The following is a 14619-nucleotide window of genomic DNA, read 5'->3' on the forward strand; positions in this document are numbered from 1 at the left end:
GACGAGCAGAAGAAGGTCGCCGAAGACACCATCGCCGACGTCGAGGCCTCCGGCCTCTGGCCCGGCAAGGTCGTCACCGAAGTCACCCCCGCCGGCGACTTCTGGCAGGCCGAACCCGAACACCAGAACTACCTCCAGACCTATCCGAACGGCTACACCTGCCACTTCCCCCGCCCCGGGTGGAAGCTGCCCAAGCGCGCCTGAGCGAGCTCGGCGTCGCGGAAGGCGGCGGGCGAGAGCTGCCACCACACCACCGCGGCGCCGACCAACTGGATCAACGCGCTCATCACCCACACCGCGCGCAGACTCACGTGCGCGGCGACGAACCCGCCCGCGAGCGCGCCCAGGGGCGTCAGTCCCCACGCCAGCGCACGGTGGCTGGTGAGCACACGGCCCAGCAACGGCGACGGCGTGAAGCGCTGGCGTGAGGACTGGGAGCAGACGTTCCACACGAGCGTGGTCGCCGTGAGGAACACGAGCACCAGCCCCACGACCGGCGGCCACGGCGGCACCAAAGCGATGGCGAGCTGCGCCACCACGCCGCAGCTCTGCGCCAGCCGCATCGACCACGAGTAACCCAGCCGCCGCACCACCAGGTCCACCACGAACGACGACGCGACCCAGCCGACGGCCAGGCACGCGAGCAGCCCGCCGTAGCCGACGGGGCCGAGGTGCAGCACCTGCGTCGCGAAGAGCACCAGCATCGCGTTGCCCGCGCTCGCCGCGAACGACCCCAGCGCGACGGTGATCGTGATCGACCGCAGCAGCGGCGTGCCCACCAGGTACCGCAGCCCTTCGCCGATGTCGCGCAACGGATGCGCCGGCGACTTCACCGGCGGCGCCGACGGAATCCCGCGTACCAAGGCGAACGCCACGACCGCCGCCGCCGTGGCGCCCCACGCCGGAATCCCCGCCCCGATCCCGAGCAGCACCCCCGTCGCCGGCGGGACGACGAACTGCACCAGCCCCCGGTCGATCACCTGCAACCGCGCGTTCGCCGCCGCCAGCCGGTCGGGCCCCACGACGTCCGGCACGAGCGCGCCGCTGGCGCCGTCGCCGAACACCTGCGCCGTGGTGACCACGAACGCCACCACCGCCACCACGGGCAGGCTCAGTTCGTGCAGCGATCCGGCCGCGGCGAGCGCCACGGCGGCCGCGGCGAGCACGGCGTACGCCCCCGCCAGCACTGCCGTCCGCCGCACCCGGTCGATCACCACGCCCGCGAACAACGACAACAGCAACCACGGCGCCTGCCCGGCCACCGTCACCAGCGAAATCTCCCGCGGGTCCGTCGTGATCGAAACGGCCAGCAGCGGAATCGCCGAGAGCACCAGGCCTTCCCCCGCCGATCCGAACACCGCGACCAGCTGCAACCGCCCCCACGACCCCATACCGGCGAGTCTGGTGGCGGGGTCAAGTGATTTTCTTGCCGGCTAAGCCTTTCCGACGGCGAGAAGGTGCGCGCTGGCGTTGATCAGGTGGGAATCCCGCTCGACCAGCCGGGCGCACTGCAGCGCCGATTCCAGGTGCTCGTCCCGGATCGCCGCGCCCGCCACGTCGAGCGCGGCCCAGGCGGGGCCTTCCACGCCGAACACCTCGACGTCCCGCACGCCGGCGGTTCGGACCTCGCCACCCAGCTCCGCAGCGGTGTGGAAGTGCGCGGGGACGAATCCGACGTGCCCGTCGTACTTTCCCGTGCCGATGACCTCGCCGACGGCGCCGGCCATCCGCGCGTCGAGGCGCCCGGTCGTACTCACCTCCAGAAGGGACAGGTAGCGGCTGATCGCCGCGGCGCACAGGAGGCCACCAGGACGGAGTACGCGCAGCGCTTCGGCCAGCGCCAACGTTCGGTCCTCGGCCTCGACGAGGTGGTAGAGCGGCCCGAAGAGCAGGACGACGTCCGCGCTCGCGTCCGGCCACGTGAGCGCCCGCGCGTCGCCGAGTTCCGCTGTGACGCCGGGGATCCCGGCCGCGACCTCGACATGCCGGGGCACCGCGTCGACGACGTGCACGGAGTGACCGTCGGCGGCGAGCCAGCGCGCGTGCACACCGGTTCCACCGCCGACGTCGAGCACCCGCAACGCCTTCCCGTTCAGCGCCCGCCGCACCAACTCCTGCGTCCGCAGGAACTCCAGCTTCCCGTGCGCCGAGCGGGTCAGCCGGGTGTCCTCGTCGGTATCGTGGCCGTAGAACTCAGTGAGGTTTGCCGCCATGGCACCCGAGGATGATCGCTGCCCACATCGCGCCGCAAACGATAATGGTGCCGCTGGTCAGCTTCCGAAGGCCCAGGCCACCATCAGCGGGAACTCCGCGGCCCAGAACGGGCCGCCGTGATCGCCGACCCGTTCCGTCAGCACGACGTCCGCGCCGGCATCGCGCAGCGCGTCCGCCCACCGCGTCGCGTTCCTCGCGAAGAACGGCTCCAGCGTGCCGGCGACCAGGTAGACGCGCGGTAGCGGGCTCGGCATCGCGACAGGCGGGCGGTAGCCGGCGCCCGGCGACGCGGAAAAGACCGCACCGTAGACGTCCGGATGCCGGAGGCCCATCGCCAGTGAGAGCTCTCCACTCGCCGAGACACCGCACACCGCCGTACGTTCGGCGGGCAAGTCGACGCCGAAGCGCGACCGCACCCATCGGCGGACGTCCCCGGTGAAGAACCTCTCGTGCGCCGCGAACCGGTCCTGGTCGAACGACGGCGAATACTCCCGGATGCGCACCGTCTCGTCCTCGTCGGCGGTCCGGTGGGCGCCGACGATCATCGTCGGCGGCACGTCGGCGGCTTCGAGGTGGCCGCCCCACTGCGAGATCAGCTGACCGTCACCGGCGAACACGACCGCCTCCGGCGGATCCGGCGGCACGTACACCGTGACCCGCCGTCCACCGTCGTACTCGAACATCTCGGTGACCAATTCTCCCGCCACCCGACCGGCCCGCGCCGGTTGCGACGCTGCCGCAGGATCGTTGCCGCCCGCAGCCGCTCGATCGTCCATGCCCCACACCTCGATCTTCAGCCCTCGCCGGCCGGTCGACAGCACTTTGCAAGGTAGTCCTGAACGGCCGTGCGGCGAGCGAATCCGGCTCAGCCCACCGGCGACGGCGCCGTCGTGACCCAGCCGCCGTCGACGGTGAGGGTCTGGCCAGTGATGTACGACGACGCTGGGGAAGCGAAGAACAACACGGCGGCAGCGACATCGTCCGGCTCGCCGACCCGGCCCAGCGGCACCGTCTCCAGGTACTTGGCCCGGGCCGAGTCGTCGTCGACGATCCAGGCGCCGAGTGTGGTGCGGACGGCGCCGGGGCTGACGGCGTTGAAGCGGACGCCGCGGGAGCCCCACTCGGCGGCCAGCGCGCGGGTGGCGGCTTCGGCGCCGGCGCGGAGTCCACTGTAGACGGACAAGCCGGGCAGGCCCTGGTGGGCGGCGCCCGACGACAAGGTGACGACACTGCCACTGCCGCGCGCGGCCATGCCCGCGGCGGCGAGGCCGGACAGCACGATCGGGGCGCGCAGGTACACCGCCCAAGCCTCGTCGACGTCGGCGAGCCGTAGCCGGTCGGCAAAGCCCGCGCCTGTGCCGCTGCCTGCGTTGTTGACGAGGACGTCGACCGAGCCCGCCGCGGCGAGGATCTCGGCTGGGGCCTCCGGGCACGCCAGGTCGGCGGCGACCACGTCGGCGTCACCCGGGAGCTCGCGCGCCACCGCGGCCAGGGTCTCCGCGAACCGGCCGACCAGCACCACCCGCGCGCCCGCCTCCGACAGCACCCGGCTCACGGCGGCGCCGATCCCGCGGCTCGCTCCGGTGACGAGGGCGGTCCTGCCGGTCAGGTCGAACAGTTCGGTGATCTTCATGCGACCCACGCTAGAACCGCCGAGCCGGACGAGTGTTACCTTCGGGTCCGCAATCGTTGTCTGATCGTCCAGGAGCCCCCATGGATCCGGTGGAGGACGTGCTCACCGCGATGCGGATCGAGCAGTCGCGGTACGTGCGGATCGAGGCCGGCGCGCCGTGGGGCATCGCCTTCCACTCGCCCGAGACCACCCGCCTCGTGCTGATCGCCTCCGGTTCGTGCGTGCTCACGGGCGACGCCGTGGGCGAACCGCGCCGGCTCGCGGCGGGCGACTGCTTCGTCGTCCGCGCCGGCGCGCGGTTCACGCTCGAGGACGAGCCCGGCCGGGACCTCGTCGAATGCGAATCCCTGTTCACCGACCCGGAACGCACCGTCGCGACGCACGGCGGGAGCGGTGAACGCACCGACATCGTGTCCGGCCGGTTCTCCTTCGACGCCACCGCGGCCGCGCCGCTGTTCGCGATGCTGCCCCCGCTGTTCCTGCTCGACCTGCGCGGCGAGGCCGGGGAGCAGCTGCGCGCGACCTTCGACCTGCTCGCCCGCGAGGACGCCGCCGCGGGCCTCGGCTCCCGGCTCGTGACCAGCCGGCTCGCGGACGTGCTGTTCATCCAGGCCGTCCGCACGTTCTGCGAAACCGGAGGCGGCGACCTCGGCTGGCTCGCCGCCCAGCGCGACCCCCGCCTCGCGGCCGCCACGCGCGCGCTGCACGCCGACCTCGCGCACCCGTGGACGGTCGAAACGCTGGCCCGCGAGGCCGGCCTTTCGCGCTCGGCGTTCGCGGCCGCCTTCCGGGCCGTGGTCGGCGAGACCCCGCTGGGCTACCTCACGTCGTGGCGGCTGCACCAGGCCAAGCGGCTCCTGCGCGAGACCGACCTCAGCGTCGCGCAGATCGCCACTCGGGTGGGTTATGAGTCCAACGCCGCACTCACCCGCGTGTTCAGCCGCCGCGAAGGAACGACGCCCGGGGCGTGGCGGCGCCGGTGACCGGTCGCCCGCAAGGGAAACCGATCACCCGCGAGATCACTGCACGGCCAGCTCCAGCGCCTCTCGCTCGACCGCTGCCTTCACTTTGTCACTGTCGACCGCGAGGTTCACGGCCCAGTAGAACACCGCCAGGCTGAACACGATCACCACCAGCAGGTCGATCCACTCCGGCAGGGCGCTGATGTTGCCCGACTCGCCGTAGCGGCCGAAGTAGCCGATGAGCACGTGGCCGGCGAGCAACGGCACGATCCACTGCGCGGCCTTCCAGTCGATCGGGATGCGTTCCAGCTTGGGGCTGGTCACACGGGCGATGAGGAACAGGCCGAAGCCGATCACCACGGCGATCATGATCTTCCACGTGGTGTCGAAACCGCTCCAGTAGATGATCAGGTTCGCGGCCACGAAGCCCGCGGGCGCCAGCACCTTCGGCATCGGCGCGCGGTACGGGCGCGGGCGGTCCGGGTCGCGCCTGCGCAGCGCGATCATCGAGACCGGGGCGAACGCGTACATCAGCGCGGTGGCCGAGGTGATCACGCTGACCAGCGACTGCCAGCTCGGGAACGGCAGGAACGCGATTTCGCCGACCACGAACGACAACCCGATCGACCACACCGGCACCCCGCGCACGTTGAGCTTGCCCAGGCCCTTCGGCAGCGTGCGCTCGCGGCCCATCGCGTACGACAGGCGCGCCGACGTGCCGAGGTAGAGCATGCCCGTGCCGGCCGGGGAGACGAAGGCGTCGGCGTAGAGCACGTACGACAGCCAGCCGGCGCCGGCGAGGGTCGCCAGCGTGGCGTACGGGCCGAAGGAGCCTTGCGCGATCGGGTTGTCCCAGCCCTTGAGCAGCGCGGCCGGGTCGAGCGCGCCGATGAACGCGACCTCCAGCAGCAGGTAGACGATCGTGCCGATGACCATCGCGACGATGATCGCGCGCGACAGGTCCTTCTGCGGGTCGCGCGCCTCGCCGCCCACCTGCACGGCCTGTTCGAAGCCCTGCAACGCGAACACCACGCCGACCGGCAGCGCGGCGAAGATGCCGTGGGCACCGTGCGGCGCGAAGCCGCCGCCCGCGGTGAAGTTGCCCGGGTGGAAGCGCAGCGACAGCAGCACGACCACGGTCAGCACCGGCACCGCGGTCTTCCAGATCACCGTCGCCGAATTGCTTTCCGACAGCAATTTCACGCCGACGAGGTTGATCATCGTGAAGATCGCCATCAGCAGCGTCGCCCAGCCGAATCCGCTCGCGGTGAGCGTGCCCGAGGGACTCAGCAGATTCAGGTGTTCCTTGATCCAGGTGACGTTGTCGAGGTATTCGAGACTCGCCTCGACCTCCACCGGCGCGAGCGCCACCGCCTGCAGCCACGCGACCCAGCCGCCGACGAACCCGCCGAGCACTCCGTACGCGAGCGCGGGGTACCGGGCCGTGCCGCCGGCGACCGGGTAGGCCGCGCCGAGTTCCGCGTGGACCAGGGCAAGCGTGGCCATGATGACCGCGGTGAGCACCCACGACACGAGCGACGCGGGACCCGCCACCTTCGCCGCCTTGAGCGCGCCGAGCAGCCACCCGGAGCCGATGATCGAGCCGAGCGAAACGAACATCAGGCCGTAGAAGCCGACCGATCTGCGCATTTTCGGCGAAGTGCCCGCAGATGCGGTTTTCTGGGCGGGTTCAACCATGGATGAGCCTCGATCCGAATGTTCGGGAACTTTGTCCGAATGATTCGCGCCAGTACCTGTTTTCAGGATTTACGACAAGCCTCCGAATGCTTTTCTGACGCGATCACAACGCGCGATTCTGGCGCGCGCGCCGCCGGAGTGGAACCTTCGCCCCGTTACAAGTTAGTTTCGGTCCAGGAACCCGGACTTCCCGTGAGGTACCGACGTAGTGCTCCAGACCACACCGGAACCGGAACAATCCCGGCGCCGTCGAGGTTGATCTGCGGCAAGACCCGGAGCCAGGAGGAACTGCCGTGCCGATCACCTCGGAACCGTTGCGCAAGCTGGGATTCCTCACGATCGGGCTGTTCGACGAGGCCGATCCCGCCGCCGGCCACGAGTCGACGCTGCAGGTCATCCAGCTCGGCGAGGAGCTCGGTTTCGACAGCGCGTGGGTGCGCCACCGGCACCTGCAGTTCGGCATCTCGTCGCCCGTCGCGGTTCTGGCCGCCGCCACGCAACGCACGAGCCGCATCGAGCTGGGCACCGCCGTGATCCCCCTGGGCTGGGAAAACCCGCTGCGCCTCGCCGAAGACCTCGCCACGGTCGACGTCCTCTCCGGCGGGCGCCTCAACCCCGGCCTGAGCGTCGGCGAGCCGCGCCACTACGACCACCTCGCGCCCGCGCTGTACCCCGACACCGCGTCGGCCGAGGACTTCAGCTATCAGCGCGTGGAACGCCTCCTGGGCTTCATCCGCGGCGAGAAAGCCACGGACTTCAGTGGCACCGAGGGCATCGAGGAGTACTCGCCCCGCGTCCAGCCGCACTCCCCCGGCCTCGCCGACCGCCTCTGGTACGGCGGCGGCAGCACCCGCTCCGCCCGCTGGGCCGGCGAGCACCGCATGAACTACCTGGCCAGCAGCGTCGTGCGCGCCGAGGATCCCGACGCCACGGAGATCGACTTCGCCGCCATCCAGGCCGCGCAGATCCGCGAGTTCCGCGCCCACCACCCCCTCGGCGCCGACGCCCGCGTGTCACAGGGCCTGGTCGTCATCCCGACCGACAGCGCGAGCCCCGAGCAGCGCGCGAAGTACAAGGCGTACGCCGCTTCCCGCCTGCCCCGCGTCGGCAAGGCCCACGGCCCCGCCCGCATGACCTTCGCGGAAGACCTGGTGGGCACCTCGGCTTCCATCGCCGAGCGGCTCTACGCGGACGCCGCGTTCCGGGAGGTGTCGGAGGTCGCGTTCGCGCTGCCCTTCAGCTTCGAGCACGCCGACTACGTGCAGATCCTCACGGACATCGCCACCCGGCTGGGCCCTGAGCTGGGCTGGAAACCGGCCGCCTGATCTTCGGCGCGAGCTCCCTCACGGGGGTGAGTTGCGGCCGGGACAACCCCGCGCGAGACGACCCGCGACTCACCCTGCGCTATGCTTCGTCGCGCACCGTGCGGGCACTGCTGGTGTCGCCCACCCGGCAACCCGGGCGACAGAACCACCGAACAGCACGAACGACTGATCGCACCCTCGTGGGTGCCGGAAAACCATGGCTGGATCCCTCCTCGCCGAGCCGGGCGGTGACGAAGGAAGGACTCTGCCGTGACTGCTTCAGTCTCTGAGCTCGCCTCGGTGCGCCGGCGGTTCACCGGTGAGACGCGCCAAGAAGCCCACAAGGCGATCAGCGCCGACCTCGCGATCACCGAAGCCGCGCGGGAAAGGGCGATTCTCGCAGCGCATTCGCTGCACCAACGGGTGCTCGAGACTTCGCTCCTGCTTGCCGTCAGGTATTCGGCGCACAGGACCGCCGGGCACCGAGTGTTCAAGAAGGTCAGCCCACGCTGCGATGCCCTCGTGGTCAGCCTTGCCGACGATGCCGCGACCCGATTCTTTCGCGCGCTGCTGGCGCCTCTCGAACCGAACGAACGCCGCGACGGCATTCCGGGCCTGCGCTTCACCTTCACCCAGAACAACCTCGAGCTACGCCTGCTCGATGTGGACGGCAGGGTCACTCCCTGCCGTGTTGTGGTCCGCGGCATCAAAGAGGACGACTGGACCCGAATCTGGGGCGCCATCCGGCACACGGCGTACGGCGGAAAGTGCGTGGACCCGCGGCTCGAGTGTTCGCCGCAGCTGAGCTCGGGCGAACGGCACGGTTACGACTTCCACTGGCAGCACTGTGGTCCGGTCGCGCTCGGCAGTGCCATGCTGCGCCGCATCGGGCTGGTCGCGAACGCTGCCGCGATCGACGTCTGGAGCGGTTTGGGCGGGACCGCGCTCCACCTTGAAACAGCGCAGGGTCCTTCGGTGTTCTCGCTGGTCGAAGATCTGTGCGACCCCGTGGCAGGAATCCTCGGGGAAGGCGTCGTTCTCGATGGGACACGAGGACCGGTCGAGCCTTCAGCGAAATTCGCGCGGATCGTCGACCGGAGCCCGACTCCGGACAGGTTCGTCGGCCGGCTGCGCGACCAGGGCGAGCCCCCTGCGCTCGCTCTGCGCACCGTCGGCCGACCGGGTGCGGCGGCGAACCGGTGACCACCGTCCCCCGGGGCACCGACCGCCTCACCTTCCTCCAGTTGCTCGACCGGGTCCTCACTTCCGACGATCGCACCCGGCGCGCGCGGGATCTGGTCCGGACCGTGTCCCTTTCCACGACGGCGCTGCTCGTAGCCCTCGCAGTGCTTGCGGTCAGCCTCGGTTCCACCGGGTTCGTGCGCGTCGCGACCGCCGTCGTTGCGTTGCTGGGTGCGGCGGTCGGAAGCGTCGTCGCCGTAGTGCGGCGTCAGTGGCGGAAGACGACGGCCTCCCAGGGGCGGAGCTGCGCACCCACCGACGCCGGGCCCGGGTAATTGCCCAGAACGAGCGTGGCGGAAGGCCAACCGGCCACCGCGGACGGTGGTACGTCGAGCGGGGTATGCCACAAGTTGGCCAGCACCAGCAACCCGTGGTCGCCGTCCACGCGGGTGAAGGCGAACAGCCGGCGGTGATCAGGCTCCAGCAGCGCGTACCGGCCCGAAACCACCAGCGGCTCCGAATGCCGCAGAGCGATCAGACGGCGGTAGTGGGAGAACACCGACGCCGGATCGTCCACTTGGGACGCGGCATTGATCGTCGTGTGGTTGGGGTTCACGCGCAGCCACGGCGTGCCCGAAGTGAAGCCGGCCTGGGATGAGGCGGTCCACTGCATCGGGGTGCGGGCGTTGTCGCGGGAGCGCGAGCGGAGGGCGGCCAAGACCTCGACAGGGGACTGCCCCAGAGGGCCAGTCGCCTCGAAGTAGTGGTTGCGGGACTGGATGTCGGCGAAGTCGTCGATCGAGGAGAACGGCACGTTGGTCATGCCGAGTTCCTCGCCTTGGTAGACATAGGGCGTGCCGCGGTGCAGATGAAGGACGGTGGCCAACGCGGTGGCCGACAGCTCACGCCAGGGACCGTCGTCGCCCCAGCGGGAGACGATGCGGGGCTGGTCGTGGTTGTTCCAGTAGAGGCTGTTCCAGCCGCGGTCGGCGAGGCCGACCTGCCAGCGAGCGAGGGTGCGCTTCAGAGCCGCCAGGTCGAACGGCCGCACGTCCCACTTCGAGTGGCCCTGGTCGAGCTCCACGTGGTCGAACTGGAACACCATGTCGAGCTCGTGGCGCGCCGGGTCGGTGAGGAGCTCGGCATCGGAAACGGACGTACCGGGCGTCTCGCCGACCGTCAGGAGCCGGTCGGCGCGGTCGGCGAAGACCTCGCGGTGCATCTCCTGCAGGAACTCGTGCAGGCGGGGGCCGTTGGCGTACAGGGATTCCGCGTCGCCGTAGAGGTCGCCGAGGCCGAGCGGCGCATCGGGCAGTGAAACGGGCTTCGCGATGAAGTTGATGACGTCCATGCGGAAGCCGTCGACGCCGCGGTCGAGCCACCAGCGCATCATCCGGTGGATCTCCCGGCGCAGCTCCGGGTTCTCCCAGTTGAGGTCCGGCTGCTTGCGCGAAAACAGGTGCAGGTAGTACTCGCCCGAGTCCGGGTCCTGCTCCCACGCCGGGCCCGAGAAGCGCGAGCCCCAGTTGTTGGGCTGGCGGCGCCACCAGTACCAGTCGTGCCGGGGGCTCGCGGGGTCGCGCGACTCGACGAACCACGGGTGCTCGTCCGAGGTGTGGTTCACCACGAGATCCATCACCACGCGGATGTCGCGCGCGTGCGCTTCGGCCAGCAGCTCGTCGAAGTCGGCGAGCGTGCCGAACACCGGGTCGATGCCGTAGTAGTCACTGATGTCGTAGCCGTTGTCGTCCTGCGGCGACGGGTACACCGGCGAAAGCCACACCACGTCGATGCCCAGCGCGCTGAGGTGGTCGAGCTTGCCGATGATGCCGCGCAGGTCGCCGACGCCGTCGCCGTTCGAGTCGGCGAAGCTGCGCGGGTAGATCTGGTACACGGTGGCGGTCTGCCACCAGCGAGGCGTGTTCATTCCCCTGCTTTCCCGATAGCTCAAGCGAAAACGACGTCGTCGGCGTCGGCGCGGCCCGCGTCCAGCTCCATGCCCAGGCCTGGCGCGTCCGACGGCGAAAGCACCCCGCCGGCCGGGTTCACCGGCGAAGCCAGGAACAGCTGGTGCACCTGGTTCCACTTCACCAGATCCTCCTGGTACGGCGTGTGGGCCGGTGACTGCGTCAGCGAGAAGTGCAGTGTCGCCGTCGCGGAGTGGCCGTGCGGGATCACTTGGAGGTCGTGAGCCGTGCCGTAGGCCGCGATCTTCAGCGCCTCGGAAAGCCCGCCGCACCAATACAGATCGGGCTGCAGCACGTCCAGCGCGCCGGCGTCCACGAACCGCCGGAAGCCCCAGCGCGTGTACTCGTGCTCCGCCCCCGCGAGCGGCACCGCCAGCCGCTGCCGCAGCAACGCGTAGCCGTCGATCCGGTCCGGCATCACCACTTCCTCGAGCCACCGCGGCCGGAACTCGGCGATTCGCGAAGCCAGCTCCGTGACGTAGGTGACGTCCATCGACTGCCAGCAGTCGAACATCAGGTCGTAGTCCTCGCCGACGGCCTCACGCAGCGTCCGGACGAGAGCGACGTTCGCGCGCAGCCCCTCGTACCCGCTCGCCGGGCCGTGGCGGAAGAACCACTTCTGCGCCCGGTACCCGCGGTCCCGGAACTCCACGGCCCGCTCGCGCACGCGGTCCAGGTCCTGCACCGCAAAGCCGAGCATCGACGCGTACGCCGGCACCTCGTCCCGCGTCGGCCCGCCGAGCAGGCGGTACACCGGCTGCCCGAGCCACTTGCCGCGCAGGTCCCACAACGCGTTGTCCACCGCGCTGATCGCCAGCATCGGCTGGCCGCCGCGTCCGTGCACCTGCGCGCGGTGCAGCTGGTCCCACAGCTTCTCCCCCGCGATCGGGTCGCGGCCGAGCAGCAGCGGCCGCAGCTCGTGCGCCACCAGCCACGCCACCGTCTCCGGCACGGGGCCGGCGCGCCCGACCAGGCCCTCGTCGGTCTCGATCTCCACGAAGAACGTGGTGATCTCGAACCCGCCGGGCCGCTGCACGCCGCCCTCGTGGTCGTCGCGGGCGCGATACTCGGGGTAGACGTCGAGCGGGCGGACCAGCCGTTCCTCCCACAGGTCGCCGTCGGTAGGCAGCACACCCTTCAGCCGCCGCAACCGCACTTCGGCGATACGCACGTCAGACCTCCTGCTTCGAAGGCACAGTCACCAAGGCCCGTCGCGCCGGCCGCCAGACGAGCAGGATCACCGTGACCGCCAGGATCGCGACCACCGCCATCGCGGCAAGCCACAGCAGGCCGCCGTCGAAGCTGCCGGTCTTCGCGTCGATCGCCCCGATCACGGCCGGGTTCACGACACTCGAGAGGTTGCCGAGCGCGTTGATCAACGCGATGCCACCCGCGGCCGCCGCCCCGGTGAGGATCGCCGTCGGCAGTCCCCAGAACGTCGGCAGCACGCCGAAGACGCCGAACGCGGCCACGCACAGCGCGACGAGCTTCACCACCGGCGCGTCGAACACCGCCGACGCGACCAGCCCGACCAGCGACACGCCGAGCGCGATGTACAGGCTCGTCGCCCGCAGCCCCGGCCGGTCGGCCAGGCGCCCGAGCACCAGCATGCCGATGAGCCCGAACACGTACGGGATCGCGGCGACGAACGTGGTCGCGGTGTTCCCGAGCCCGAACGGCTTGAGGATCTGCGGCAGGAACGTCGACACCGCGCCGTTGAGGTTCGTCAGGCCGTAGTACGCCACGGCGAACATGAGCACCTTCGGGCTCAGCAGCGTCTTCAGCACCTTGCGCCGGGTGCTGCCGCGCTCGCCCAGCGCCTCGCGTTCGGCGGCCTCGCGGGCGAGAGTGCCGGTGAGCCAGGCGCGTTCCTCCTCGTCGAGGAACTTCGCTTTGTCCGGGCTCTTCGGCAGCAGCCACGGCATCATGATCCCCATCAGCACGGCGGGCACACCCTCGATCAGGTACACCCACTGCCAGCCGTGCAGGCCGAGCCGGCCTTCGAGGTTGAGGATCAGACCCGACAGCGGCGTGCCGATGATCAGGGCCACCGGGATGCCGGCGGTGAACGTCGCCATGATGCGGCCGCGGTGCGCGGCGGGGAACCACAGCGTCAGGTAGAAGATCACGCCCGGGAAGAAGCCGGCCTCGGCCGCGCCCAGCAGGGCGCGCGCGACGTAAAGGCTCGGCACGTCCCACACCAGCGCGTGGGCGGCGGAGATGATCCCCCAGGTCACGAGGATGCGCGCGATCCACCAGCGGGCTCCGAACCTGGCCATCGCGAGGTTCGAGGGCACCTCGAGCAGCACGTACGGCACGAAGAACACACTCGCGGCGAACCCGAACGCGGTGGCGCCGATCCCGAGGTCGGCGTTCATCGTGAGCGCGGCGACCCCCAGGTTCGCGCGGTCGATGATCGCCAGGAAGTAACCGATGATCAAGACGGGCAGCAGTCTCAGCGACAGCTTCCGCACCACACGTGACTCGAGCATGAATCCTCCGCCCACGAGCAACCGGACGCCTCGGCGCGTCCGCCGGAAACGTTACCGGAAACGTTTCCGGTACGCCAGTGAGTGATCGACCCGCGATACTGTGAGCGACAACCTGAAGGGACGGGGGGACGCATGGGCCGGGTCGGGATCCGGGAGCTGGCGGCCGAGCTCGGCATGTCGATCAGCACCGTGTCGCGCGCGATGAACTCCCGCGGCGAGGTCAGCGACGCCACGCGCGAGCGCGTCCGCTCGGCCGCGGAGCGCCTCGGCTACCAGCCGAACCAGTCCGGCCGCACGCTGCGCCGCGGCGAGACCGGCACGGTCGCGCTCGTGATGCAGACCAACACCGCGCGCACCGCGATGGGCGAGACGTTCTACTTCAGCGTCTGCGACGGCCTGCAGCAGGAGCTCGCGAAACGCTCGATGGACCTGGTGCTGCTGCCGGTCGGGCCGGCCAAGGACCCCTACCGGTACCTGGTCAACGCCGTCGACCGGCACATCGCCGACGCGTACGTCATCTCCAACACCCACCGCGTCGACCGGCGGGTGGAGCTGCTCACCGAGCGCGGCGTGCCGTTCGTGGCGCTCGGCCGCGGCGGACCCGAGGGTCACGCGTGGCTCGACCTGGACTTCGAGGGCGTCGCGGCGGAGACGGTGGAGCGGCTCGTGGCCGCCGGGCACACGCGGATCGCGCTGGCCTACGACGACGGAGACGTCAACAGCACCTGGGAGTACACCCGCGGCTGCCGGCAGGCGCTGGCCGCGCACGGGCTCGAGCCCGCCGCCGAGATCCGCCTGCCCGACACGCCCGAGGGCGGCGGGCTGCTCGCCGAACGCCTGCTGGCGATGGCGCCGGCCCCGACGGCCGTGATGCTGGCGCAGGAGACACTCGCGCTCGGGCTCTACCGGCGCTTCGCCGAGGCCGGTGTGCGGCCGGGCGCGGACCTGGCCGTGGTGGGGTTCCGCAAGAACCCGGTGTGCGATTACCTCGTGCCGTCGCTGACCACGTTCGCGGTCTCACTGGAGGCGTACGGGCGGCGGCTCGGCGAGATCGTGCTCGCCCGCGTCGCCTCGGCGAAGGACCCGGTGCAGGAGGTCTGGCCGATGACGATCTCTCCCGGCGACAGCGACACCGCTCCCCCGCGCGTCGCCGAACGGCTGGGCTGA

The 14619-nt window shown here is 70.6% G+C and carries 13 protein-coding genes; 5 read left to right on the plus strand and 8 right to left on the minus strand.

The genetic code is table 11. From position 1 onward, the window contains the following. A partial coding sequence (locus tag AB0H62_RS42505; RefSeq protein ID WP_360592077.1) for a peptide-methionine (S)-S-oxide reductase occupies positions 1–204 on the plus strand: 204 nt, incomplete at its 5' end. On the opposite strand, the gene AB0H62_RS42510 is transcribed toward AB0H62_RS42505, so the two are convergent. The 4 genes from AB0H62_RS42510 to AB0H62_RS42525 all read right to left on the minus strand — a co-directional run bounded on the left by AB0H62_RS42510 (position 153) and on the right by AB0H62_RS42525 (position 3847). Beyond that, positions 153–1391, minus strand: coding sequence for an MFS transporter (locus AB0H62_RS42510; RefSeq protein ID WP_360592078.1), 1239 nt, complete (start codon positions 1389–1391; stop codon positions 153–155). The two genes, AB0H62_RS42505 and AB0H62_RS42510, sit on opposite strands and share 52 nt — an antisense overlap. 42 nt (positions 1392–1433) lie before the next feature. Continuing rightward, complete coding sequence (locus AB0H62_RS42515) at positions 1434–2213, minus strand: class I SAM-dependent methyltransferase (RefSeq protein ID WP_360592079.1); 780 nt, start codon at positions 2211–2213, stop codon at positions 1434–1436. 57 nt (positions 2214–2270) lie between these two features. After that, the gene (locus AB0H62_RS42520; protein ID WP_360592080.1) at positions 2271–2990 is read right to left on the minus strand and encodes an alpha/beta hydrolase-fold protein; all 720 of its coding nucleotides are present in this window, start codon (positions 2988–2990) and stop codon (positions 2271–2273) included. A gap of 89 nt (positions 2991–3079) precedes the next feature. Beyond that, positions 3080–3847 carry an SDR family oxidoreductase gene (locus tag AB0H62_RS42525; RefSeq protein ID WP_220240481.1) on the minus strand — a complete coding sequence of 256 codons (768 nt, stop codon included), beginning with the start codon at positions 3845–3847 and terminating at the stop codon, positions 3080–3082. Positions 3848–3927: 80 nt separating this feature from the next. Here AB0H62_RS42525 and AB0H62_RS42530 point away from each other — a divergent pair, with 80 nt between their 5' ends. After that, entirely contained in the window at positions 3928–4830 is a 903-nt protein-coding gene (locus AB0H62_RS42530) for an AraC family transcriptional regulator (protein WP_360592081.1), read from the plus strand. 36 nt (positions 4831–4866) lie between these two features. Here AB0H62_RS42530 and AB0H62_RS42535 read toward each other — a convergent pair whose 3' ends face one another. Next, a complete protein-coding gene (locus tag AB0H62_RS42535; RefSeq protein ID WP_360592082.1) occupies positions 4867–6459 on the minus strand; it encodes an APC family permease in 1593 nt (530 codons plus the stop codon). Between the two features lie 341 nt (positions 6460–6800). On the opposite strand from AB0H62_RS42535, the gene AB0H62_RS42540 reads away from it, so the two are divergent. Continuing rightward, positions 6801–7832, plus strand: a complete 1032-nt coding sequence (locus AB0H62_RS42540) for an LLM class flavin-dependent oxidoreductase (protein WP_220240479.1) — start codon at positions 6801–6803, stop codon at positions 7830–7832. Between the two features lie 279 nt (positions 7833–8111). Continuing rightward, a complete protein-coding gene (locus AB0H62_RS42545; protein ID WP_360592083.1) occupies positions 8112–9014 on the plus strand; it encodes a hypothetical protein in 903 nt (300 codons plus the stop codon). Between the two features lie 247 nt (positions 9015–9261). On the opposite strand, the gene AB0H62_RS42550 is transcribed toward AB0H62_RS42545, so the two are convergent. From AB0H62_RS42550 to AB0H62_RS42560, 3 genes are read right to left on the minus strand one after another with little or no spacing between them, the layout of a single operon-like run. After that, positions 9262–10920: an alpha-glucosidase gene (locus AB0H62_RS42550; protein ID WP_360592084.1), complete on the minus strand. Its 1659-nt coding sequence runs from the start codon at positions 10918–10920 to the stop codon at positions 9262–9264. 20 nt (positions 10921–10940) lie between these two features. Next, positions 10941–12131 (minus strand): enolase C-terminal domain-like protein, encoded by a 1191-nt coding sequence (locus AB0H62_RS42555; RefSeq protein WP_360592085.1) that lies wholly within the window; start codon positions 12129–12131, stop codon positions 10941–10943. 1 nt (position 12132) lies between these two features. Further along, positions 12133–13452, minus strand: a complete 1320-nt coding sequence (locus tag AB0H62_RS42560) for an MFS transporter (protein WP_220240476.1) — start codon at positions 13450–13452, stop codon at positions 12133–12135. A 132-nt stretch (positions 13453–13584) separates the two neighbouring features. Here AB0H62_RS42560 and AB0H62_RS42565 point away from each other — a divergent pair, with 132 nt between their 5' ends. Then, a complete protein-coding gene (locus AB0H62_RS42565) occupies positions 13585–14619 on the plus strand; it encodes a substrate-binding domain-containing protein (RefSeq protein WP_220240475.1) in 1035 nt (344 codons plus the stop codon).

The sequence above is a fragment of the Amycolatopsis sp. NPDC050768 genome (assembly GCF_040654155.1).
Classification (GTDB): domain Bacteria; phylum Actinomycetota; class Actinomycetes; order Mycobacteriales; family Pseudonocardiaceae; genus Amycolatopsis.

Coding starts and splice junctions, on each gene's coding strand:
- AB0H62_RS42510 (WP_360592078.1), bottom strand. CDS start 1,391: ATGGGGTCGTGGGGGCGGTTGCAGCTGGTCGCGGTGTTCGGATCGGCG.
- AB0H62_RS42515 (WP_360592079.1), bottom strand. CDS start 2,213: ATGGCGGCAAACCTCACTGAGTTCTACGGCCACGATACCGACGAGGAC.
- AB0H62_RS42520 (WP_360592080.1), bottom strand. CDS start 2,990: ATGGACGATCGAGCGGCTGCGGGCGGCAACGATCCTGCGGCAGCGTCG.
- AB0H62_RS42525 (WP_220240481.1), bottom strand. CDS start 3,847: ATGAAGATCACCGAACTGTTCGACCTGACCGGCAGGACCGCCCTCGTC.
- AB0H62_RS42530 (WP_360592081.1), top strand. CDS start 3,928: ATGGATCCGGTGGAGGACGTGCTCACCGCGATGCGGATCGAGCAGTCG.
- AB0H62_RS42535 (WP_360592082.1), bottom strand. CDS start 6,459: ATGCGCAGATCGGTCGGCTTCTACGGCCTGATGTTCGTTTCGCTCGGC.
- AB0H62_RS42550 (WP_360592084.1), bottom strand. CDS start 10,920: ATGAACACGCCTCGCTGGTGGCAGACCGCCACCGTGTACCAGATCTAC.
- AB0H62_RS42560 (WP_220240476.1), bottom strand. CDS start 13,452: ATGCTCGAGTCACGTGTGGTGCGGAAGCTGTCGCTGAGACTGCTGCCC.
- AB0H62_RS42565 (WP_220240475.1), top strand. CDS start 13,585: ATGGGCCGGGTCGGGATCCGGGAGCTGGCGGCCGAGCTCGGCATGTCG.